This window comes from Kitasatospora sp. NPDC085879, assembly GCF_040686255.1.
Lineage (GTDB): Bacteria > Actinomycetota > Actinomycetes > Streptomycetales > Streptomycetaceae > Kitasatospora.
The window spans coordinates 1-21623 of record NZ_JBFBJZ010000092.1; the positions used below are offsets into that span (position 1 = coordinate 1).

The following is a 21623-nucleotide window of genomic DNA, read 5'->3' on the forward strand; positions in this document are numbered from 1 at the left end:
CTCGCGGGAGGTACGGCGGGCGGCCGCGGTCGCCGCACCCGCGCACGGCGGGTGCGGCGACCGGGCGCCGGGACGCTGCCCCCTGACCCTGCACGGTTCCCCTCGCCCCTGAGGGGTTCCCCCGCTATCCGGCGGCCGGGGCGTAGCCGGCGGGGCGGGTGGTGAAGGTGCCGCGGCCCTGGGTGCGGCTGCGCAGGCGGGTGGCGTAGCCGAAGAGTTCGGCGAGCGGGACGGTGGCGGTGACCGCCGCGGTGCCCGCTCGGGACTCCTGGCCGGTGACCCGTCCGCGGCGGGCGGAGAGGTCGCCGATCACCGCGCCGACGGTGTCGTCGGGTGCGGTGGCGGTGACCTCGACCACCGGTTCGAGCAGGGTCATCCGCGAGGCGCGCAGCGCTTCGCGCAGGCCGAGCCGTCCGGCGGTGCGGAACGCCGTCTCGGAGGAGTCCTTGACGTGCGTGGCGCCGTCGGTGAGCGTGACCCGGACGCCGGTGACCTGGTGGCCGCCGAGCGGGCCCTCGGCGAGGGCGTCGCGGCAGCCGGCCTCGACCGCCTGGACGTACTCGCGCGGGACGCGTCCGCCGGTGACGGTGGAGCGGAACTCGAACCGGGCGGCGGCCCCGTCCGTCGCCGCCGCGGCGCCCGGGTCGGGGTGCAGCGGTTCGACGTCGAGGACGATGTGGGCGAACTGCCCGGCGCCGCCGTCCTGCTTGACGTGCCGGTGGACGAAGCCGGTCACGCCCTCGGCGACGGTCTCCCGGTAGGAGACCTGGGGCGGCCGACGGCGACCTCCGGGCCGCCGGTGCGGCGGATCTTCTCCACGGCGACCTCCACGTGCAGTTCTCCCATGCCGGACAGCAGGACCTGGCCGGTCTCGGGGTCGGTGCGGACGGTGAGGGACGGGTCCTCCTCGGCGAGCCGGGCGAGTGCGGTGGCCAGCCGTTCGGTGTCGGTGTTGCGGTGCGCCTCGACGGCCACCGAGACGACCGGGTCGGCCGCGGTCGGCGGTTCGAGGACGAGCGGGGCGGCGGGTGCGCACAGGGTGGCGCCCGCGCGGGTCGCCTTCGGGCCGACGACGGCGACGATGTCGCCGGCCGTGGCACGGTCCGTCTCGGCGTGCCGGTCCGCCTGGACGCGCACGATGCGGGCGATCCGCTCGGTGCGGCCGGACGCGGTGTCGAGCACGGTGTCCCCCTTGGTGACGGTTCCGGAGTAGATCCGGAGGTAGGTGAGGCGGCCGGTGGCCGCCGCGTTGACCTTGAAGGCGAGCGCGGTGAACGGGGCCGCCGGGTCGGCGGGCCGTTCGTGTTCGGTGCCGTCGAGGGTGCCGCGGACGGCCGGCACGTCCAGCGGGGACGGCAGGTAGTCCACGACGGCCTGCAGCAGCGGTTCGACGCCGCGGTTGCGGTAGGCGGAGCCGCAGAGCACCACGACGGCCTCGCCGGTGCGGGTGAGGTCGCGCAGGGCCGCGGCGAGGCTCTCCGCGGTGAGGGTGCCGTGCGCGCAGAACTCCTCCAGGGCGGACGGGTGGAGTTCGGCGACGGCCTCCTCGAGGGCGCGGCGGCGCCGCCCGGCCTCCTCCAGCAGCGGTTCGGGCACGGGGCCCTCGTCGCAGCCGTCGTGGCCGTCTGTCCAGGTCAGGGCACGCATCCGGAGCAGGTCGACGACGCCGACGAAGCCGTCCTCGCGGCCGATCGGCAGCTGTACCGCGAGCGGCGCCGGATGGAGCCGGTCGCGGATCGAGGCGAGCGCGGTGTCGAGGTCGGCGCCGGCGCGGTCCAGCTTGTTGACGAAGGCGATCCGCGGGACGCCGTGCCGGTCGGCCTGCCGCCACACCGCCTCGCTCTGCGGTTCGACGCCCGCGACGGCGTCGAAGACGGCGACGGCGCCGTCGAGGACGCGCAGCGAGCGTTCGACCTCGTCGAAGAAGTCGACGTGGCCCGGGGTGTCGATGAGGTTGATCCGGTGGCCGTCCCAGTGGCAGCTGACGGCGGCGGCGAAGATGGTGATGCCGCGGGCGCGCTCCTGCGGGTCGAAGTCGGTGACGGTGGTGCCCTCGTGGACCTCGCCGCGTCGGTGGACGGCGCCGGTGAGGTAGAGCACCCGCTCGGTGACGGTGGTCTTGCCCGCGTCGACGTGGGCGAGGATGCCCAGGTTGCGGACGCGCGCCGGCAGGTCGGCGTGGCGGCCGACGGCGGGAGTGGCAGGAGTGGCGGGAGCGGTGACGGCGGTTCGGTTCAGGTCGGTGCGCACGGCCCGGTGCCTTTCGGATGGTTCGGGTTGATGGGCGGCGCGATTCCCGGGACGAGGCGGCCAGCCCCCGGTGCTGTGGCGGGGCCGGCTTCCGATGCGGCGGCAGCCGCGGGTGCGCGTGCCCGCGCCGGGTGTCCGGCGGGTCGGGCGGGCGCGGGTCAGGCGTTCGTCACGGACCTCCGGTGCGGGGCGCGCAGCCTGCACCGGGTGGACGGAGACACCAGGATCACCTCGTAGCGCGAGGAGGGGACGACGACAGCGGTGCGGTTGCGCACGGCCCGGCTCCCCCCGACTCGTCACTGCGCACACCGGCCGTCCCGGTGTGCGGTTCGCGGCGAGTCTAGGGAACCGGCGGGCCGCGCGGCATCCGATTTCCGGCCTGCGCCGATGCGCCGTCAGTCCGGGCTCCCGACCGGGGTCTTCGCGGTGGGGAGCGCTGCCGTCCGGCCGCCCGACGGCGGGGTGAGGGTGCGGACGGCGGGGACGGCCAGGACGGCGGCGCAGGCGGCGAGTTGCCAGAGGGCGCCGAGGGCGAGGACGGGGGTGGTGCCCAGGCGGTCGGCGACCGGGCCGGCGGCGGCGAGGCCGATCGGGAGGATCCGGGCGGCCATCACGGTGCCGAGTGCGGTGCCGTCGCCGCCGCTGTCGAGGACGGCGAAGGCGACGGCGACCGGCGCCATGGCCGATCCGAGGAGCGAGGCGGTGTGCCCGGCGAGGAACCGGCGGAAGGCGGGTTCGCGCAGCACGGACCGACGGCCTGTCGGCTGCTGTGGGGTCATGCCGGGAGTCTCGCCGTGCTGAGCCGAGCAGCACAAGCATTTCTGAGTCTGTGCGACGCAACAATCGTGCACCGCGATAAACGACCCCCCGTGAGGTTGAGAGCGATTGCAGTGTTCTAATGGCGGGGTGATTTACTGCGACAGCCACGTACCGGTGGAGTACGCCGTCGCCGTGGAGCGCTACCTCGCCGCGGCGCCGCTCGGCGAGGGCTCGCGGCGGGTGTACCGGATCGCGCTGGCCACCTGGTCCTGGCTGCTGGCCGACCGCCCGGTGCCGTCGGGCGCGGCGCGGCGGGGTGCCGCGCCGCCGGTGCTGCCGCTCGCGGTGCTGGACGGCGACGGGGCTCCGGCGCTGCTGGGGACGGCGCTGGCCCGGCGGGCGGCCGACGCGGATCCGCGGACGCTCAACCGGGAGCTGTCGATCCTGCGCGGTGCGCTCGGCTGGTGGCGGGAACAGGGCTGGCTGGCCGCCGATCCGTCGGCGGGGCTGCGGCCGCCGCAGCGGCCGGACGCGGCGAGTGCGGCGCTGGGCCCGGAGGAGTTGCGGGCGGTGCTGGCGCTACGGGTTCCGCTGCGCGAGCAGGTGACGTGGCGGTTGCTGCACGAGAGCGGGGCGGGTGTGGAGGCGGTGCTCGCGCTGAACGTGGACGACCTCGACCTGCTGCACCGGCGCACCCGTCCGCACCCGGGCCGGCCGGTGCTGCAGTGGCGGGCGTCGAGTGCGCGGCTGCTGCCGCTGCTGGTCGCGGGCCGGGCTGACGGTCCGCTGCTGCTGACCGAGCGCCGCGCGCCGGCCGGTACGCCGGCGGCGGACCGCTGCCCGTACACCGGCCGCAGCCGGCTCTCCTACCGGCGGGCCGCCGAGTTGTTCACCACGGCCACCCGCAGGCTCGACCCGGCGGGCCGCGGCTACACGCTGCACCAGCTCCGGCCGCGGCCCTGACCACGGTGGCGCGGGCGTCCGGGACCCGTCAGGCCCGGAGGACCACCTCGACCAGGTAGCCGACGGGGCAGAGGCCGGCGTCGGTGGCGGAGGACTTGAGCCGGCCGACGGAGACCTTGGAGTCGCCGTCCTGGACGGGGACGGTGACCCGGCCGCCGGTGGCGGTGACCGTCAGGTTGGAGACCCGCCAGGACCGGGAGGTGTCGTTCCAGACGGCGATGCGCAGCAGGGCGTCGCCGAAGTCGCAGCCGAAGGACAGGTAGACCGGGCCCCAGCCGACGGCGCCGCCGTTCTGCGGGGGCAGCGGGATGAGGGTGGCGGTTTCGGGGTGGCCGTCCAGGAAGCCGGGCTCGATCCGGCCGATCACGAGTGCCACGGGGTCACCTCACTTCTTCGTCGAGTCGGCGCCGGTCGGCGGGGGTGGTGTGCGGGGCGCTGCCGAACAGGTCGGGCATCGGGCCGGGGTCGGTGTGGTCGTTCTCCGGTACCTGGGAGTGGCCGTAGTGGCCGCCGCGGGTGTTCCAGACGGTGGCGGAGCGGTTGGCGGACCAGGTGGGCGGGCCCATCGGCCACACGTCGGGGACGCCCCAGGAGCGGAGCCAGCCGACGATCCGGTCCAGGCCGGTGCAGGGGGCGTCGGCGAGGGTCGGGTACACCCGGCCGTCGACCCGGCAGTACGGGAAGAACAGGCTCTCGATCTGCACGCAGATGTCGCCCTTGCGGTTGGTCTCGACGCCGCCGGGGGCGTTGACGACGGACTTGCTGCGGGAGGTGGCGGCGAAGAACTGGGCGCAGCGGCCGGTGAACGGGTCCCAGAGCAGGTGCGGGGCGATGCCGGAGCCGGAGCCGGCGAAGTAGTCGGCCAGGGTGTCGAAGTGCACCAGGTCGGCGGGGGCTTCGGCGGTGGCGTTGCGGTCCCAGGTGATGTGCCAGATGGTGCGGGATCCGCCGTCGCCGGTCATCGGGGCGTCGTCGAGTTGGCGCCGTTCGGCGCCGGGCAGGTATGGGTCGGCCATAAGTACCCCTTCGTGGTGCGGCGGGCGTCGCGGCAGGGCTCGGCACCGCCCGGGGGGCGGCTGCGACGGCCCGGGGGCCGGGGCGGGGGGTGGCGTGGGGATCGGGGCGCGGCTCGGCGCGCCGCCCGGTCGTCGTTCGGCAGGGGTAGTGCTCGACGCCGGCGGGCCTCGCACGGCCTTGCGGCCCCGCGCGAGCGCGCCTGACGTCCTGTCACCTGGTATGTGCCCGTCCTATCGCGCCCGGAACATGCCGATGACCCGAACATGCCGACCTGTCGGAGCAGGTCGGCGGGGTGCCGTGCCTCCTCAGCGCCGGCCGAACAGCCTCCGCAGCAGCCCGCGGCGCGGTGCCGGTACCTGTGCGGCCGCCCCGTCCGCGGGTCGGGCGCCGGCGCGCCCGGAGAGGCGGCGGGCGAGGTCGAGCGCCGCGGCGTCGGCCCAGGGGCAGGCGAGGACCAGGGCGCAGAGCGAGGACAGCATCGGCACCTCGCGGGTGCGGGCGCTGGCGGCCGCGTGGCGCAGCCGCTGGGCCAGCCGGTCGGCGACGTCGGCGCGGGCCTCGGGGTGCGTCCAGGCGACGGCGGCCAGGGCGAAGCCGGCGGCCTCGACCGTCCAGTCCTCGGGGCCGAGCAACAGGTCGAGCAGGATCTCGCGGCGCCGCGAGCCCTCCCAGGGCTGGTCGGCGCGGTGGTGCGCGATGCCCAGGCAGGCGAAGGCCTGCACGGCGCGCACCCACAGCTCCGGCTGGTGGGCGAGCAGGGCGCGCCCGAGACCGTCCTCGCGGGGCGCCGGGGGGTGGGCGAGGACGCCGAGCAGGTCCTCCGGTGCGAGGCCGGCGAGCCGGACGGCGTGGTCGTACGCGGCGGGCGGGGACGGCCAGACGATCTCGGCGGTCGCCCGGACGAGTTCGGCGGCCTCGGCGGACGGCTCCGGGACGGCCGGCGCCGGGGCGGTGTCCTGCCAGGCCCAGATCCGGGAGGACACCTGTCGCAGCGGCAGGCGCGGGTCCGGCTCCGGCACCGCGCCGAAGTCGATCTCCGCGGCGGGCAGGGCGAGCCGCACCGCGAGCAGTGCGCTGGGCGCCTCCAGGTGGGAGACCGTCATCTCGAGCACGCTCTCCGGGGTGGTGTCGGGCGACTCCAGGAACCGGTGCAGGAGGTTGACGGTGGCCTCGCCGGTGCCGGGCACCATGCCCAGCCAGGGCTGCTGCCGGGCGAGGTGGGCGAGCAGCTCGGGGGCGTAGTCGTGGTCGGGGTGGGCCCGGTGGTGGTCGGCGAGGGCGAGCAGGTGGGCGGTGCCGCCGTCGATCAGGTGGCGCAGACCGTGCCGGGCCGGGCCGGCCTTGGGGTGGTCGGGTTCGGCGGCGAGGACGCGGTCCAGCCATCTCAGGCCTTCGGCGGGCCGGCCGGTCGCCCCGTACAGCTCGGCCACGTCCACCGCGAGGTGACTGTCGGACGGGTCGCGGGCGAGTTCGGCCTCCCAGACGGCGAGCGCGCGGTCGGAGTCGCCGTGCGCGCGCAGCGCGTTGCCGAGCATCACCGCGGCGACGTGGCCCGGTTCCAGCTCGTGGGCGCGTTCGGCGAGGCGGACGGCCTCCGCGGTGTCGCCGAAGCGGCGGACCAGTCCGGAGGCCAGGGCCAGCAGCATGACGTGGTCGGGGTGGCGGCGGACGGCGGCCCGGACGAAGGTGTCGAACGGCCGGACGGCCTCGCGCATCTCCTCGGGCAGCGGGTCGGGCAGTCCGCCGAGCGCGCGCGGCACGGCCTGCGCCGCGGCTTGCGGGTCGACCAGGTCGGCCAGGTCCTCGCGGGCGAGCCAGGCGGTGTGCGCCCAGGGCCGGGAGGGTTCGAAGCCGATGGCGGAGGCGAGCAGTCCGACGGCGTTGTCCCAGTCGCCGGCCGCGGCCTCGACGTGCGCCCGGCAGACGAGCGTGCCCAGGAAGACCTGTCCTTCCAGCGGGAAGTACGCGCGGGCGGCCGCCGCGCCGCCGGCCTGCGCGCAGAGTTCGGCGAGCGCCTCGTGCAGGTCGGGCTGCTGCGGGTCGTGGACCATCGCCTCGGCCAGGTGGTCGGCCGCGTGCGCGAGGTCGCCGGCATCGAGCGCCAACCGGGCCAGGGCCACCTCGCCCCGGGCCTCCAGCCGCTCGTCGCCGCGTTCCTCGCCGCTCATGGTCCGCCTTCCGCGTCAGGTCACAGGTGCCGAGCGTAACCGCAGACCACTGGCATCACGGCGGCGCCCCCGGCGGGCCCGGCGGCGCCGCCCGGCGCACTGCGGCTCGGGCCCGGGGCGCCGGGGTGCCCGGGCGGGGTGTCGGGCGTAGCGTCGCTGGTATGGGCGTTGTCCGGTTGATGCTGTGGCCTGCGCGGTCCTCCCGGCCACCGGGCCTTCCGGGCCTGCGGGGAGCCCCCCGTGCCGGCCGCCGGTGACCGGGACCCGGCGGGCTGGGACAGGCGGATCGACGGCGCGCTGACCGGTGTCGTGGAGCTGTGCGGAGCCTCGTCCGGGTGTCTGTACCTGCTGCCGGCGGGCGAGGAGGTGCTGCACCTCGCGGCGGTGCGGGGCCTGCCCGCCGAGTTCGTCGCCCCGTGGACGCGGGTCGCGCTGAGCGCGCCCGTCCCGGTCGCCGATGCGATCCGGCGGCGGGCCCTGGTGTGGGCGGGCAGCCAGCAGGACTTCGCGCGGGACTATCCGCGCTCCGCGGTGACGATGCCGTACCACTTCGCGCTCGCGGCCGCCCCGGTCGAGGCGGAGGGCCGGTGCGTGGGCGCGCTGCTGCTGCTGTGGCCGAGCGCCCACCCGCAGCACCTGGGCGAGGCGGAGCGCGCGGTGGTCGCGGCGGGCTGCGCGCGGCTGGGCGAACTGATCGCCGAGGGCGAGCCGCGGACGCCGTCCCGGCCGCGGGTGGTGCCGCTTCGGCTGGCCGCGGCGAAGCTGCCGGAGACCGCGGCACGGGACTTCGCCGAGCGCCTCCCCGGTGGCAGCTGCGCGATGGACCTCAACGGCCGGATCGTCTTCCTGACGGACGCCGCCTGTGCGCTGCTCGGCGCCGGGCCGGAGAAGCTGCTCGGCGCGCTGCCCTGGCAGGCACTGCCGTGGCTGGACGACCCGGTGTACGAGGACCGCTACCGGGCGGCCATCATCAGCCGGGAGCCGGCCGCGTTCACCGCGATGCGTCCGCCGGACCGCTGGCTGGCCTTCCGGCTGTACCCGGCCGGCGACGGTATCAGCGTGCGGATCACGCCGGCCGTCAACGGCCCGGAGCCGGTGCCGCCGTCCCGTCCGGAGCCGGTCTCCCGGGCCGGGCAGATCTACCAGATCATGCACCTGGCCGCGGCCCTCACCGAGGCGGTGTCGGTGGACGACGTGGTGTCGCTGGTCGCCGAGCAGGTGCTCCCCTCGTTCGGCGCGGACGGCCTGACCCTGCTCACCGCCGAGCACGGCCGGCTGCTGGTGACCGGCTACCGGGGCTACACCGCCGAGGCGATGGCCCGGTTCGAGGACATCCCGCTGAAGATACGGGACACCCCGACGGTACGGGCGCTCACCACCGGGATCCCCGGCTACTACGGCAGCTCCGCGGAGCTCGCGGCCGCCTACCCGGACCTTCCCCAGGTGACCGGGAAGCAGGCCTGGGCGGTGCTGCCGCTGATCACCTCGGGCCGTCCGGTCGGCTGCCTGCTGCTCGCCTACGACCGTCCGCACCCCTTCGCCGCCGACGAGCGGACGGTGCTCACCTCGCTGGCCGGCCTGATCGCCCAGGCGCTCGACCGGGCGCACCTGTACGACACCAAGAACCAGCTGGCGCACGACCTGCAGCAGGCGCTGCTGCCGCACACCCTGCCGGCCGTGGAGGGCCTGCGGGTGGCGGCGCACTACCTGCCGACGACCCGGGGCATGGACGTCGGCGGTGACTTCTACGACCTGATCCGGCTGGGCCCGCGGACCGCCGCCGCGGTGATCGGCGACGTGCAGGGCCACAGCTTCCCGGCCGCCGCGCTGATGGGCCAGGTCCGCACGGCCGTGCACGCCGCGGCCGGCGCCTCGCCGGAGGAGGTGCTGGTGCGCACCAACCGGCTGCTGTGCGACCTCGATCCGGGCCTGTTCACCACCTGCCTGTACGCGCACCTGGACCTGGCCGGGGGGCGGGCCTACCTGGTGAGTGCCGGTCATCCGCCGCCGGTGCTGCGGCCGCCGGGCGGGCCGGCGCGGGTGCTGGAGGTCCCGCCGGGGCCGCCGATGGGCATCGACCCGGACGCGATCTACCCGATCACCGAGGCGGCGTTCGAGCCGGGCGCGCTGCTGCTGCTCTACACGGACGGGTTGGTGGAGGCGCCCGGCATCGACCTGGGCCGAGCGATCGCCTCGCTCGCCGGGCAGTTGGACCACTCGCTGGCGGACGACCTCGACGTGACGGCCCGTGAGCTGGTCGCCCGGGCCCGGCGGGCGGGCCGCCGGTGGGACGACATCGCCACTCTGCTGCTCCAGGCCGAACCGGTATGACGCGCTGCCCGGATGCTGCTGCCTGCACACCTCCGGGTACGCGCTGCGCGCCCACACCTCCGGCAGCCGTCCGGATCTCCCCGCCGAGGTGCTCTTCGAGATCGCCTTCTGCTTCCGGTGCCGGGCAGCGGCGCTGTGCGGGGCCGGGGTGTCCGGGAAGACGGGCAGTCAGACCTTCGACCCCGCGAGCGCACCGGGGTAGGCACTGCTCCGGCGCTTCCAGGAGACCGCCGCCGCGGCCGGGTGAGCCGCGGCGGCGGACACTCCGTCAGGCGGGCAGCCGACGCAGTTTGAGGGTGTTGTCCGGGCGGGTGGCCGGCTGCCCGTCCGGGCCGGTCATCGGCTGCCGGAACTCCTCGCTGAGCAGCACCTCCCACTCCCCCGCGGGCAGCCGCAGCGCCGCGTGGACCTCGTCCGGCGTGGGCAGCGGCGCGCCGTGCCCGTGCCGGTGGTCGTGCCCGTGCTCGCGCTTCTGGTCGTGCCCGGGCCGGTGGTCGTGGTGGTGCCCGTCCGTGTCCGGCCGCTGCCAGGACGGCGGCCCGGCGTGGCCGACCACCAGCAGCATGCCGCCGGGCGCGACCGCCTCGGCGGCCCGGCGGAGGATCGCGTCCCGGGGCAGGTCGACGTCGGAGTGCAGGTACTGCGCGCAGACCAGGTCGTAGCTCCCCTCGGGGAAGTCCTCCGCCAGGTCGATCCTGCGGAGGTCGACCAGGTCGGCGACGCCGGCCTGCCGGGCGTGCTCGGCGGCCCGGCCGAGCGCGACCGCGGAGATGTCCACGGCGGTGACCTGCCATCCCCGCGCGGCGAGCCAGACGGCGTCGGCGCCCTCCCCGCAGCCGAGGTCGAGGGCGCGTCCGGGCCGCTGCGCGGAGACCTCGCGGACCAGGGCGGCGTTGGGCTCGCCGCTCCAGATCCGCTCGCGCTCGCCGTAGCGGGCGTCCCAGAACCCGGCGGTGTCCGAGGCCGGTTCCCGCGCGTCCGCCGGTCCTGCGGCAGCCGGCGGCTCCGCCAGGCCGTGCCGGCGCTCGCCGAGGACGCGCTCGCACACCGCCCGCTCCTCGGCGGGGCCGAAGGCGTCACGGTGGGCGGCGACGGCCCTGCGCACGTCCTCGGCGACCAGGTCCGCGTTGATCGCCGCCCCGGCCCGGACGCCTGCGGCGGCGGCCCCGACCACCTGCTCGGCGAGGTCGGCGACATTGCCCGCCACCCACACCCCGGGGGCCTCCGTGGCGCCGGTGGCGTCCGCCGCGATGTGGCTGCCGATCACCCGGCCGTCCTTCAGCAGGTCGACCGGCGCGAGGCCGAGGTCGGCGAGCAGTCCGGTGCGGGCGGTGAAGCGGGGGGCCACCACCAGGGCCCGGCAGGGGACCGTCCGGCCGTCGGCCAGCCGGACGCCGGTCAGCACGCCGTCGGCCGTCTCCAGGCCGGCCACCTCGCCCTCGACGACGGCGATGCCGCGGGCCGCCAGCTCCTCGGCCTCCTCCGGGCCGGGCGGCTCCTCGGTGTGCGTCAGCAGCGTCACCTCGGCGGTCCACTGCCGCCACAGCTGCGCCTGGTGGACGGCGAGCGGGCCGGTGGCGAGCACGGCGATCGGCTGGTCGCGGGTCTCCCAGCCGTGGCAGTACGGGCAGTGCAGCACCTCGTGGCCCCACCGCTCGGCGAGGCCGGGCACGGCCGGCAGTTCGTCCACCAGGCCGGTGGCGACCAGCAGGCGGGCGGCCCGGACGCCGGTGCCGTCGGCGAGCGCGATCCGGAAGCCGCCGTCGTCGAGGCGTTCGGCGGCGACCGCGGTGCCGTCGTGGAACCGCGCCCCGTAGCCGGCCGCCTCGGCGCGGCTCGCGGCCAGCAGGTCCCGCGGCGGGACGCCGTCCCGCGACGGGTAGCCGTGCACCCCGGCGGCGGGCGCGTTGCGGGGCGCGCCCGCGTCGACCACGAGTACCGAGCGCCGGGCCCGGGCCAGGGTGAGGGCGCCGGCGAGGCCGGCGGCGCCACCGCCGATCACCACCGTGTCGTAGTGCGGCACGCCGTCCGCGGAGCCGTCCGGGAGCTGCGGGGTGTCTGTCGTCATGGTGTGTACCTCCGTTCTCCTCGATCGTCGGCGGGCGGCGCCGACTTGACAAACCTTCTTGCCGAATCGGCAAATGGAGTCATGGCAGACGACGAGATCGGCGGCGTCCTGGCAGCCGTCGGGCCGCGGCTTCGGGCACTGCGGCAGCAGCGGGACACCACCCTGGCCGAGGTCGCCGAGGAGACCGGCATCTCACTGAGCACGCTCTCCCGGCTGGAGTCCGGGCAGCGCCGCCCGACCCTGGAACTGCTGCTGCCGCTCGCGAAGGCGTACGGCGTGCAGTTGGACGAACTGGTGGGCGCGCCGCCGACCGGCGATCCGCGGATCCACCCGCGGCCGATCACCCGGCACGGCCAGACCTTCATCCCGCTGACCCGCCACCTCGGCGGGCTGCACGCCTACAAGATGATCATGCCCGTCCGCACGCTGCCCGAGGGCACCCGGCCCGAGCAGGGCACCCACGAGGGGTACGAGTGGCTGTACGTGCTCTCCGGCCGGCTCCGACTGGCCCTCGGCGAGCACGACCTGGTCCTCACCGCGGGCGAGGCCGCCGAGTTCGACACCCGCACCCCGCACGGCTTCGCCAACGCCGGTGACCGGCCGGTGGAGTTCCTGTCGCTCTTCGGCGCCCAGGGCGAACGGATGCACGTCCGGGCCAAACCGGCCGCGAGCTGACCGACCGGGAGCTGACCGACCGACAGCCGACCAACCGACAGCCGACCGACCGCACCGGGACGGGTGCGCCGGGAGTGACCCCCGGGACGGAAGATCGTTGAGGGGCATGGCGCGCGGCTCGACCAGGCGCCGCCGGCCGTCGGGGCGCGGCGGCCGCGCGCGCCGCCGATCGGCCGTGGAGGAGTTGTCATGAGGAGCGGTTGGAGTGCACCGGCGCGGCGGACCGGGCTCGCGGCCCGCTGCCGGACGGTGACGGAGGCACCGGCATTCTCGCTCGTCGTGTTCGGCGCCATCCTCGTCAACGCGGCACTGCTCGGCCTGGAGACGTACAGCGGGCTCGCCGCCGAGTACCAGGACGGCCTGCAACTGGCCGAGCGGGCCTGCCTCGGCGTCTTCACCGTCGAGATGCTGCTGCGGCTCGGCGCGCACGCGGACCGGCCCGGGCAGTTCCTGCGCGACCCCTGGAACCTCTTCGACCTCGCGGTGCTGGCCTCGGCCTTCCTGCCGCTGGTCCGCGAGAACACCACCGTGCTGCGGCTGCTGCGGCTCGCTCGGGTGCTGCGGACGGCCCGGTTCCTGCCCCAACTGCGGGTGCTGCTGGTCGCGGTGGGCCGCAGCCTGCCCGGCACGGTGAGCTTCCTGTTCGTCGGCGCCCTGGTGCTGTACGTCTACGCGATGGTCGGCTGGGTCTGCTTCGCGGACAGCGACCCGCAGCACTACGGCTCGATCGGCCGGGCGCTGCTCACCCTCTTCCTGCTGATGACCCTCGACGGGCTCGGCGAGGCCGTCCACGCGGGCCTGGAGATCTCCCGGCTGAGCATCCTGTTCTACGCCTCCTACGTGCTGCTCGCCTCGTTCGTGCTGGTGAACGTGCTGATCGGTGTGGTGCTCAACTCCCTGGACGAGGCACGGGCGCTGGAGGCCGAGCAGGCGGCCGCCGAACGGCAGCCGGCGCGCGGTGCGCGGCCCGGCGCGGCGCACGACGCCGAGGAGCTGCGCGAGCGGATCGCGGCCGTCCGGCTCGCCCTCGCCGAGTTGGAGGTGGGGCTGGCGGCCGGGATCGCCCGGCCCGCGGGCGCCCCGGCCGGGGCGGCCGCCGTCGGGGCGGGCGCGGCCGTGACCGCCGCCAGCGTGGACACCGTGGCGTGACACCGGAGTTGCCGCGGTGAAGACCGCCCGGCCACACTGCGCGTTCGGTAGCATACGCAGCGTCGTCCGATCGGAGCTGCCCCGGGGCGGCGGAGCGAGCAGGAGAAGCCCGTGGCCACCCAGATCCCCCCGACCGGCGCCCGGCCCGCGGCCGGCCTTCCGGTGCCCGAGCTCCCGGCCGAGGAGGTGCGGCGGTGGCGTGCGGCCGGCCACGGGATGCCCGAACTGCTCGCCCTGGCAGCCCGGTTGGGCCCGGTGGCGGCCGTCCGACCGGACAACGCCCTGCCGACTGTGGTGGTCACCGGCCCCGAGGCCGTCCAGCACGTCCTCGGCCGGCGTCCGGACTGCTACGTGAAGCGCTCGCACCGCGGCCGGATCCTGCTCGGCGACGGTGTGCTCTCCGCGTCCGGCGACGCCTGGAAGGCGCAACGGCGGCTCCTGCAGGGCCAGTTCACCGGGGCCGGGATGCGCCGCTGGGAGCAGCGGATCGCCGACGCCGCCCGGGACTGCGCCACACGCTGGGCCGGCCACGCGGACGCCGGCCGCGCCGTGGACCTGCGCGAGGAGATGCGCCGCTTCGCGCTGGACACCATCTGGCGCTCCCTCACCGGGCACCCGCTGGACGACCGGACGGCGGCCGAACTCGCCGCCCTGGACACCGTGGTGGCGGCGCTGCCCGTGCTGCCGGCGAACGCGGAGGACGCGCGGTCGGCCGTCGCCGGGGAGCTGACCCGGATCGACGCCGTCGTCCACCGCGCGATCGGGGCGGCCCGCTCGGCGCCGCCCGGCCCGCACGGGCCCGGCCTGCTGCACGTCCTGCTGGCGGCGGCCGAGGACCGCCCGGAGTACACCGACCGGCTCGTCCGGGACGAGTTCGTGACCCTGATGGTGGCCGGGCACGAGACCACCGCCACCACCCTCACCTGGCTGTACCTGCTGCTCGACGGCGCCCCCGGGGCGCGGGAGCGGGCACTGGCGGCCGGGCCGACCGGCTCCCCCGGGCGGCGGGCGGCCCTGCAGGCGCTGGTGAGCGAGACGCTGCGGCTCTACCCCTCGGCCTGGCTGCTGCCCCGGCACGCCGTCGAGGACGACCTGCTGGCGGGCCACCGGATCGAGGCCGGCACGGACGTGCTGGTCTGCCCCTACCTGGTGCACCGCGACCCGGCGCTCTGGCCGGAGCCGGAGGTCTTCGACCCCCGCCGGTTCACCGTGCCCGGGCGGCGGCCGTCCGATCAGGGCGCCTACCTGCCGTTCGGCATCGGCGCCCGGGCGTGCCTGGGGCTGCAGTTCGCCCTCCGGGAGACGGTCGCCCTGCTGGAGCTGCTGCTGCCCGCGTTCGCCGTCGAGCTCACCGGGCCTGCCCCGGAGCCGTTCTTCGGCATGGTGGTGCGGCCTGCGACGCCCGTCCCGGCCCGGCTCGTCCGGCAGGGCTGAGCGGGCCCGGAGCGGGTTCAGGGCGGGGTGTCGCCTCGCCAGTCCCAGCGCCGGGGGTCGCCCTCGCGCGGGGCGTACTGGGCACGGCCGCCCGGCCCGTGGGCGCCGATCTCGGTCGGCAGCGCGGCGCCCCGGGCCAGCTCGGCCTCGCTCCACCCCGTCACATCGAGCAGCAGCCCGTCGAGCGGGCCGGCCACCAGCTCCCGGTAGACGCGCCCGCGCCGCGGCCCCGGATCGGGGTCGTCGTAGTCGGCGCCGTAGACCCGCCCTCGCATCAGGTGCTCGTCCATGAGGGCAGGATGGCAGCCGCCACCGACAGCGCCGTGCCGCGGCGCGCCCCGGGCCGGGCCTCCGGTCAGCCGCGCGCGAGTCCGGCGGCGATGCCGTCGAGAACGAGGTCGAGCCCGGCCTCGAAGGCGGCGGCGGGATCGGTGTGGGTGCCGTCCCGGACGGCGACGGCCAGCGCCGGGTACCTGCCCGTGGCGAGCATCCGGGAGACGCGGGGGCCTTCCGAGCGCCGCCACGCGTCCTTGTCCAGGCCGGTGTCGCGCTCGGCGCGCAGTTCGGCGGTCTCCCGGCGGAGCGCGCCGGCGATGTAGGCGTCGACCGTTCCGACCGCGCACATCACGGCGTCGATCCCGGTGAAGCCGGGCGCACCGTACAGGGCGGCGAGGGCGGTCTCCAGGTTGCCGAGGGCGTTCGGGCCGAGCTGCGGGCGCCCGCCCAGCAGATCGGCGAACCAGGGGTGGCGGAGCGCCGCCCGCCTGGTCCGGTGTGCGCAGCCGCGCAGCACCGCCCGCCAGTCGCCGTCCCGGCCGTCCGGGTCCGCGGCGGCGATCTCGCCGTGGACGGCGTCGACCATGAGGTCGAGCAGTTCCTCCTTGGTCGAGAGGTAGCGGTACAGCCGCATCGGGCCGGCGTCGAGGGCGGCCGCGACCTTGCGCAGCGAGACCGCCTCCAGCCCGTCGGCGTCGGCGAGTTCGACGGCGGCGGCCACGATCCGCTCGCGGCTCAGCGGGCTCGGCGCCGGCCGGGACGGCGGCTCCGGCCGGTCCCAGACGGTCGGCCGGCCGGACCCGTCGGCCCCTGCGGCGCCGTCCGCCTCGTCCGTCCCGTCCCGCTGCACCATGCCCGACCTGCCCTTCCGTGATCCCTCCGTGCCGGGTTCACAGTACGCCGTCGCGATCGATACAGTGTATCGAGCGATACGCCGTATCGATTCGGGCGGCCGCGCCGCCGCATCCGACGGAGGGGGACACCGTGGAGACCGACACCCGCAGCCCGCGCATCGCCGTGGTCGGGGCAGGGCCGGGCGGCCTGACGCTCGCCCGGATCCTGCACCTGCACGGGATCGAGGCCGTGGTGCACGAACGCGACCGCGACCGCACCGCCCGCGCCCAGGGCGGCATGCTCGACCTGCACCGGGAGAGCGGGCAGCGGGCGCTCCGCGAGGCCGGGTTGGAGGCCGCCTTCCTGCGCGCCGCCCGCCGCGAGGGCCAGGACCTGCGCCTGCTGGACCACACCGGCACCCTGCTGCTGCAGGAGGACACGCCGGACGACGCCCCGATGGAGCGACCCGAGATCGACCGCGCCGACCTGCGGGCCCTGCTGCTGGATTCGCTGCCCGCCGGCACCGTCCGCTGGGGCCGGGCCTTCCGGCACGCCACCCGGCGGCCGGACGGCGGGTGGCGGCTGCATGTCGAGGGCGGGGCGGCGATCGACTGCGACCTGCTGGTCGGCGCGGACGGCGCCAACTCCCGCGTCCGCCCGCTGGTCACCGCCGCCCGGCCGGCCCACCTCGGCAGCAACACCGTGGAGAGCTGCATCTCCGCCGCCGACCGCAGCCACCCCGAGCTCGCGGCACTGGTCGGCCGCGGCAACTACTGGGCGCTCGGCCCGGGCCGCTCGCTCTCCGCCCAGCGGCAGAGCGGCGGGCGGATCCGGGTCTTCCTCTCCTTCCACACACCCGAGGACTGGCTCGCCACCTGCGGTGTCCCCTTCGACGACCGGGACGCCGCGCGCCGCGCGCTGACGGCCCTGTTCGCCGACTGGGCACCGCAGTTCCGCGCACTGATCGGGGCCTGCGACGAGCCGTTCGTCCCGCGTCCGCTCAGCGCGCTCCCGGTGGGGCTGACCTGGCCCGCCGTGCCCGGCGTGACCCTGCTCGGCGACGCCGCCCACCTGATGCCCCCGGTCGGCCTCGGCGCCAACACCGCCATGCTGGACGCCGCCGAGCTCGCCCGGGAGATCGCCACCGCGCCCGGCGACCTCGCCGGGGCCGTCCGCCGCTACGAGACCGCCATGTTCGAGCGCAGCGCCGAGGCCGCCCGGGAGTCGGCCCGGATCATGGCGATGCTGATGTCCGAGGACGGCGCGGCCGGGCTGCTCAGGTTCTTCCAGCCCGACGGCGGGAACACCGCGGACGCCTGACGGTCAGATCGCGCGCAGGGCGGTGGCCAGGTCGGGCCCGCAGCTCTCCCAGCACGACGCGTCGTTGGCCTCGGAGACCAGGTCGCCCACGTACCAGCAACCGTCGGTGTCGCGGACGGCGCAGAACCCGCTCCACGTGCGATCTCGAGGGCCATCGGCACCCTTCGGGGAGCAGTGGGCGGAGCGTGCCGATGGTAGGGGGCCGCCCGGGGTGGGCGGCAAGGCGTCTTCGCGGCGCCGCCGGGTCATTCCTCGGCGGCCGGGAGCCGCCAGTCGAAGGGCATGAACTCGCGCTCCCACGGCGTGTCCCGGTCGAGTTCGGCGACGGCCTCGGGCGTCCGCAGCAGGCAGCGGTGGCGGAGCAGCTCGCGCCGCTCACGGGGTGTCAGCAGCCGCTCCTGAGGGCTCAAGTTCTCCGGGTGGTCGAGGACCAGGGCGGTGCTGCCGTCGATCGGGCGGTCGCCGTCCACGTTGAGCCGGTCGCCGGACGGGGTGCGGTAGTCGAGCCGCAGGTCCGTCGCCCACTGCGAGTTGCTGCCCCAGCCGTGGGAGAGGTCGACCGTCGGCCGGTTGCGGCGCCGGAAGGTCCAGTACAGCGGGGAGCGGTCCGCGACGCCGCGCTGCGCGTGCGCGGCACCGGCCCGGATGCGGACGCCGGCCCGGGAGAACAGCAGCTGTCCCAGCATCAGGCCGGGCCACAGCACCTCGGTGAGTTCGATCGGCGCCGCCGGGTCGTCGGCCTGCTCGACCTCGACGATCTCGTGCAGGAAGGGGTCGAAGCCGTCCCCGCGGAACGGGGTCATGCCCAGGCCGGTGAAGAGTCCGAGGTACTCCTCGTCGGAGAACGCGAGCCCGCCGACTCCGCCGTCCGAGGAGCTGCCGCCGGGCGTCTGCCGGGCGAGCAGCAGGATGTCGCTCACCCGGCCGAGCGCGTACAGCTCCATGTGCAGGACGCCGACCCGGCCGTCGGTGCGACGGTCCTCCCACCAGCCGCTGCACCGGGCCGCGGTGTGCAGCATCTCGCGGTACGCGCCGCTCGCCTCCGCCAGCCACGGGAGGGCGACCTCCCGGTGGGCGTCCGGCCCGTCGCTGTCCAGCAGGCCTTCGTACAGTTCGCGTCCGCCCACCCCGGTATTCATGATCGAAGTCTATTGGGGTGCTACTGCGGCACGGCACGGCCGCCGTCACTTCAATGTGGTGAGCCGCTCCTCGACGGTGGTGACCTCGGCCCCAGCCTTCGGCCGGGAGGTGCCTCCACGCGTCCCTGATCGACGCGTGTGCCGCCTGAACTCCCCCTACCGGCCGCGGGTCGGTGCGGTGGCGGCCGCGGGCGGCGCGGGGGTGTCCCGCGGCGGGGCTCCGACCTGCCGCAGTGAGCGATCGCCGACGGTGACCAGCAGGTAGAGGACGGCGGTGGCGAGCATGAACCAGGCCAGCTGGTGCAGGCCCGCGGTGTCGGCGCCGTGCCCGAGGAAGGCGCCGGTGGCCGCGGCGGCGACGATCGCCCCGAGGTATCCGAAGGTGCGCAACAGCCCTGCGGAGGAGCCGATCCGCTCGGGGCGCGCCTGGTGGTAGACGGCGCTCTGCAGGGCGAGTCCGTTGAGTCCCTGCGGGATGCCGAAGGCCAGCGCGACGAGCAGCAGGAGCCAGAGCGGGGAGTGCGGGCCCAGCAGCAGGACGAGGGTGCAGGCGGCGATCTGGCCGACGGCGCCGGCGAGGAGCTTGCCGCGGACCTGCCGGCGCCGGCCGGTGACCGCGGAGACGACGATCGCCGTACCGAACAGCGGGAGTTGGGCGAGGCCGGCCTGCGGGGCGGTCAGGCCGCGGCCCTCCTGCATCCACTGGGTGCAGCCGTAGAGGAAGGCGTACGCGACGGTGTAGGCGAGCAGGGCGCGGACGTAGGTGGCGATCAGTGGCAGGTTGCCGCCGAGCACGCGCAGATCGATGAACGGGTTGGCGGCGGTGCGTTCACGGCGGACGAAGCAGACGGCCGCGAGGACGGTGACGACCGGCAGGTACCACTCGCCGGCCGAGGGGTGCATGAGGAAGAGCAGCAGCGGGACGAGTGCGGCGGCGAACAGGGCCATGCCGGCGAGGTCCAGGTCGGTGGCGAGGCTGCCGCGGGTTCCCTGCGGCGGGGCGGTGCGGGGCAGCCGGCGGGCGCCGAGGTAGAGCCCGGCGAGGGCGAGCGGGATGTTGACGGCGAGGGTGGTGCGCCAGCCGCCGAGCCCGATCAGCAGGCCGCCGAGGGAGGGGCCGATGACGGCGACGGTCTGGGTGGTGACGGCGAGGGCGGTGAGCACGGCGGCGGGGCTGTCCCGGCCGGTGCGGTCGGCCTCGCTGCGGACGAGGTACATGGCGGCCGGGTAGCCGGCGCAGGTGCCGAAGCCGAGCAGCACCCGGGCCGCGATCAGCACGCCGAGGTTCGGGGCGAGCATGCCGACCAGGCCGGCGAGGCCGGTCAGTGCGGTGCCGGCGAGGAACAGCCGGCGCGGCCCGTGCAGGTCGATGAGCCGGCCGACCACGGGCTGGCCGATCGCGGTGGCGAGGTAGAGCGCGGAGACCAGCCAGGCGGTGGCGGCGGGCGCGGCTCCGAAGGCGGCTCCGATCGGCACCAGGGAGACCGCGAGGATCGCCGAGTTCACCGGGTTGAGGATCGCGCCGAGCATCATCGGTGCGAGCAGCCGGCGGTCGAAGCCGTCCTCGGACGTGCCGGTGCGGCGGGCGCGCAGGAACGACAGCGAGGTCAGCGAGGACAGTGAGGACGGGGACGAGCGGACGGTGCGGAGGTTCATGCGTCGGACAGCCTGTCCAGCAGGGCCAGCGCCTCGACGACGGTCTGCCGCTCCTGCTCGGTGAAGCGGGCCTGCAGGGAGCGGGCCAGCCACTCCTCGCCGGCGCGGCGGCAGTCCTCGAGGAAGGCCTGGCCGGTGTCGCTCAGCGAGACGAGCTGACGCCGGCCGTCCCCGGGGTCGGGGCGGCGCAGCACGAGGCCGCGCTCGTCGAGCACGGCGAGGGTGGCGGCCATCGACTGCGGCCGGACCCGCTCGGCGGCGGCGAGGTCGCTGGCGGAGGCCGGGCCGTCCTTGCCCAGTCGGCTGAGCACCGAGGTCTGGGTGGGGGTGAGCCCGTCCGTGTCGTACGTCTCCTTGAGGCGCCGGCGCAGCCGGCTGAAGACCACGCGGAGCTCCCGCGCCGCGCGGACGGCGGAGGCGGTGACGGGTGCGGTGGGCTGCTCCATGCCTTCCACGCTAGAACCTTCAGGCTGAACTGTCCAGCTCTGCTGTACAGCTTGGACTGTCCAGTTCAGCTGTGGACCACCGGTGCGCCGCCGTGCCGTGCCACCGTTCCGCGCTGCCGTTCTCGGGGTGCGACCGCGGCCCGGTGGTGAGCGAATCGAAGGTGCGCGACCGCCGGCGGACGTCCGGCCGACCGCAGGGAGAGTGCCGTGGAGGAGGGCTTCGACGCCGTCGCCGACCGGCTGTACAGACTGCCCCCGGGCGGGTTCACCGCCGCCCGGACGCAGGCCGCCACCGAGGCCCGAAAGTCCGGCGACAAGGCGCTCGCCGCCCGGATCACCGCCCTGCACCGGCCCACCCGGAGCGCCTGGGCGGTCAATCTGCTGGTCCACTCCCGGCCCGACGAGGCGCGGGCCCTGCTCGACCTCGGCCGCTCGCTGCGCCGCGCCCAGCGCGAACTCGCCGGGCCCGCCCTGCGCGGGCTGACCGCCGAGCGCCGTCGGCTGGTCGCCGCGCTCACGGCGCAGGTCCGGGAGGCCGCCGCCGAGGCGGGCGAGCAGCTCGGCGAGGCGCCGCTGCGGGAGGTGGAGCAGACGCTGCGGGCCGCCCTGGCCGGCGAGGACGCTGCGGAGCTGTTCGCGGCCGGGCGGCTGACCGCCGCCCTGGAGGAGAGCGGCTCGCTGCCCGCCGACGGGCTGCCCGCCGGGTGGGGCCTACCGACCGAACCGGCCGAATCGCCGACCGAACCGGCAGAACCGGCCGCACCCGCCGCACCCGCCGCACCCGCCGCCCCGCGTGGGCGGGCCCGCACCGGCACCCGCACCGCAGGCACACGCGCCGCCGCACAGGAGGTCCGTCGGCAGCGCGCCGAGGCGGAGCGCGCCCTGACCGAGGCCGAACAGGAGGAGCGGAGCGCCGCGCGCGAGCACCGGCGGCTGACCCGGACCGTCGAGCGCCTGGCCACCGCCGAGCGGAAGGCCGCCGACCGTGCCGAGCGGGCCCGCGCAGCCGTGCTGGCCGCGGAGGAGCAGCTGACCGCGGCGGAGGCCGAGCGGTCCGCGGCGGGCCGCGCACACGGCGAGGCCGAGCAGGACGCCGCGGCCGGCGCGGACCGGGCCGCCCGGGCCCGCGACCGCGCCG

Annotated in this window: 17 protein-coding genes and 1 pseudogene; 7 read left to right on the top strand and 11 right to left on the bottom strand. The window is 76.2% G+C overall.

From position 1 onward, the window contains the following. Positions 1-124 precede the first annotated feature (124 nt). Positions 125-2172, bottom strand: a pseudogene (gene fusA / locus AB0P35_RS37530) (elongation factor G). Between the two features lie 473 nt (positions 2173-2645). Continuing rightward, positions 2646-3029 (bottom strand): hypothetical protein, encoded by a 384-nt coding sequence (locus tag AB0P35_RS37535; RefSeq protein ID WP_363520105.1) that lies wholly within the window; start codon positions 3027-3029, stop codon positions 2646-2648. A 127-nt stretch (positions 3030-3156) separates the two neighbouring features. Between AB0P35_RS37535 and AB0P35_RS37540 the strand changes: the two genes are divergently transcribed. Further along, complete coding sequence (locus AB0P35_RS37540; RefSeq protein WP_363520108.1) at positions 3157-3972, top strand: hypothetical protein; 816 nt, start codon at positions 3157-3159, stop codon at positions 3970-3972. A 28-nt stretch (positions 3973-4000) separates the two neighbouring features. Here the strand turns inward: AB0P35_RS37540 and AB0P35_RS37545 are convergent, their stop codons facing one another. The 3 genes from AB0P35_RS37545 to AB0P35_RS37555 form a co-directional block, all read right to left on the bottom strand. Then, positions 4001-4348: a hypothetical protein gene (locus AB0P35_RS37545; protein ID WP_363520111.1), complete on the bottom strand. Its 348-nt coding sequence runs from the start codon at positions 4346-4348 to the stop codon at positions 4001-4003. 4 nt (positions 4349-4352) lie between these two features. Beyond that, positions 4353-4988: a peptidoglycan-binding protein gene (locus AB0P35_RS37550; RefSeq protein ID WP_363520113.1), complete on the bottom strand. Its 636-nt coding sequence runs from the start codon at positions 4986-4988 to the stop codon at positions 4353-4355. A 306-nt stretch (positions 4989-5294) separates the two neighbouring features. Then, positions 5295-7157 carry a tetratricopeptide repeat protein gene (locus tag AB0P35_RS37555; protein WP_363520115.1) on the bottom strand — a complete coding sequence of 621 codons (1863 nt, stop codon included), beginning with the start codon at positions 7155-7157 and terminating at the stop codon, positions 5295-5297. A 240-nt stretch (positions 7158-7397) separates the two neighbouring features. On the opposite strand from AB0P35_RS37555, the gene AB0P35_RS37560 reads away from it, so the two are divergent. Beyond that, positions 7398-9488 (top strand): SpoIIE family protein phosphatase, encoded by a 2091-nt coding sequence (locus AB0P35_RS37560; RefSeq protein ID WP_363520117.1) that lies wholly within the window; start codon positions 7398-7400, stop codon positions 9486-9488. A gap of 268 nt (positions 9489-9756) precedes the next feature. On the opposite strand, the gene AB0P35_RS37565 is transcribed toward AB0P35_RS37560, so the two are convergent. Then, positions 9757-11556, bottom strand: coding sequence for an FAD-dependent oxidoreductase (locus AB0P35_RS37565; protein WP_363520120.1), 1800 nt, complete (start codon positions 11554-11556; stop codon positions 9757-9759). An 81-nt stretch (positions 11557-11637) separates the two neighbouring features. Here AB0P35_RS37565 and AB0P35_RS37570 point away from each other — a divergent pair, with 81 nt between their 5' ends. The 3 genes from AB0P35_RS37570 to AB0P35_RS37580 all read left to right on the top strand — a co-directional run bounded on the left by AB0P35_RS37570 (position 11638) and on the right by AB0P35_RS37580 (position 14814). Then, positions 11638-12231 (top strand): XRE family transcriptional regulator, encoded by a 594-nt coding sequence (locus tag AB0P35_RS37570; RefSeq protein ID WP_095878625.1) that lies wholly within the window; start codon positions 11638-11640, stop codon positions 12229-12231. Positions 12232-12420: 189 nt separating this feature from the next. Continuing rightward, positions 12421-13380 carry an ion transporter gene (locus AB0P35_RS37575; RefSeq protein ID WP_363520123.1) on the top strand — a complete coding sequence of 320 codons (960 nt, stop codon included), beginning with the start codon at positions 12421-12423 and terminating at the stop codon, positions 13378-13380. A gap of 111 nt (positions 13381-13491) precedes the next feature. Beyond that, a complete protein-coding gene (locus AB0P35_RS37580; protein ID WP_363520126.1) occupies positions 13492-14814 on the top strand; it encodes a cytochrome P450 in 1323 nt (440 codons plus the stop codon). Positions 14815-14831: 17 nt separating this feature from the next. Here the strand turns inward: AB0P35_RS37580 and AB0P35_RS37585 are convergent, their stop codons facing one another. Both AB0P35_RS37585 and AB0P35_RS37590 read right to left on the bottom strand, forming a co-directional pair. Continuing rightward, positions 14832-15104, bottom strand: a complete 273-nt coding sequence (locus tag AB0P35_RS37585; RefSeq protein ID WP_363520128.1) for a hypothetical protein — start codon at positions 15102-15104, stop codon at positions 14832-14834. A 65-nt stretch (positions 15105-15169) separates the two neighbouring features. After that, on the bottom strand, positions 15170-15943 hold the full coding sequence (locus AB0P35_RS37590; protein WP_363520130.1) for a TetR/AcrR family transcriptional regulator: 774 nt from the start codon (positions 15941-15943) through the stop codon (positions 15170-15172). A gap of 131 nt (positions 15944-16074) precedes the next feature. Here AB0P35_RS37590 and AB0P35_RS37595 point away from each other — a divergent pair, with 131 nt between their 5' ends. Then, positions 16075-17244, top strand: coding sequence for an NAD(P)/FAD-dependent oxidoreductase (locus AB0P35_RS37595; RefSeq protein WP_363520132.1), 1170 nt, complete (start codon positions 16075-16077; stop codon positions 17242-17244). Between the two features lie 245 nt (positions 17245-17489). Here the strand turns inward: AB0P35_RS37595 and AB0P35_RS37600 are convergent, their stop codons facing one another. From AB0P35_RS37600 to AB0P35_RS37610, 3 genes are all read right to left on the bottom strand, one after another. Further along, positions 17490-18383: a hypothetical protein gene (locus AB0P35_RS37600; protein ID WP_363520135.1), complete on the bottom strand. Its 894-nt coding sequence runs from the start codon at positions 18381-18383 to the stop codon at positions 17490-17492. Positions 18384-18539: 156 nt separating this feature from the next. Next, positions 18540-20039: an MFS transporter gene (locus tag AB0P35_RS37605; RefSeq protein ID WP_363520137.1), complete on the bottom strand. Its 1500-nt coding sequence runs from the start codon at positions 20037-20039 to the stop codon at positions 18540-18542. Next, positions 20036-20485, bottom strand: coding sequence for a MarR family transcriptional regulator (locus AB0P35_RS37610; RefSeq protein ID WP_363520139.1), 450 nt, complete (start codon positions 20483-20485; stop codon positions 20036-20038). The genes AB0P35_RS37605 and AB0P35_RS37610 overlap by 4 nt, the downstream gene beginning before the upstream one ends. A gap of 207 nt (positions 20486-20692) precedes the next feature. Between AB0P35_RS37610 and AB0P35_RS37615 the strand changes: the two genes are divergently transcribed. Next, positions 20693-21623: hypothetical protein (locus AB0P35_RS37615; protein WP_363520141.1), on the top strand; the 931-nt coding region annotated here is incomplete at its 3' end.

What these genes read in the sequence shown, in the direction of transcription:
- AB0P35_RS37535 (WP_363520105.1), bottom strand. Translation starts at nt 3,029, where the DNA reads ATGACCCCACAGCAGCCGACAGGCCGTCGGTCCGTGCTGCGCGAACCC.
- AB0P35_RS37550 (WP_363520113.1), bottom strand. Translation starts at nt 4,988, where the DNA reads ATGGCCGACCCATACCTGCCCGGCGCCGAACGGCGCCAACTCGACGAC.
- AB0P35_RS37555 (WP_363520115.1), bottom strand. Translation starts at nt 7,157, where the DNA reads ATGAGCGGCGAGGAACGCGGCGACGAGCGGCTGGAGGCCCGGGGCGAG.
- AB0P35_RS37565 (WP_363520120.1), bottom strand. Translation starts at nt 11,556, where the DNA reads ATGACGACAGACACCCCGCAGCTCCCGGACGGCTCCGCGGACGGCGTG.
- AB0P35_RS37570 (WP_095878625.1), top strand. Translation starts at nt 11,638, where the DNA reads ATGGCAGACGACGAGATCGGCGGCGTCCTGGCAGCCGTCGGGCCGCGG.
- AB0P35_RS37575 (WP_363520123.1), top strand. Translation starts at nt 12,421, where the DNA reads ATGAGGAGCGGTTGGAGTGCACCGGCGCGGCGGACCGGGCTCGCGGCC.
- AB0P35_RS37585 (WP_363520128.1), bottom strand. Translation starts at nt 15,104, where the DNA reads ATGGACGAGCACCTGATGCGAGGGCGGGTCTACGGCGCCGACTACGAC.
- AB0P35_RS37590 (WP_363520130.1), bottom strand. Translation starts at nt 15,943, where the DNA reads ATGGTGCAGCGGGACGGGACGGACGAGGCGGACGGCGCCGCAGGGGCC.
- AB0P35_RS37600 (WP_363520135.1), bottom strand. Translation starts at nt 18,383, where the DNA reads ATGAATACCGGGGTGGGCGGACGCGAACTGTACGAAGGCCTGCTGGAC.
- AB0P35_RS37605 (WP_363520137.1), bottom strand. Translation starts at nt 20,039, where the DNA reads ATGAACCTCCGCACCGTCCGCTCGTCCCCGTCCTCACTGTCCTCGCTG.
- AB0P35_RS37610 (WP_363520139.1), bottom strand. Translation starts at nt 20,485, where the DNA reads ATGGAGCAGCCCACCGCACCCGTCACCGCCTCCGCCGTCCGCGCGGCG.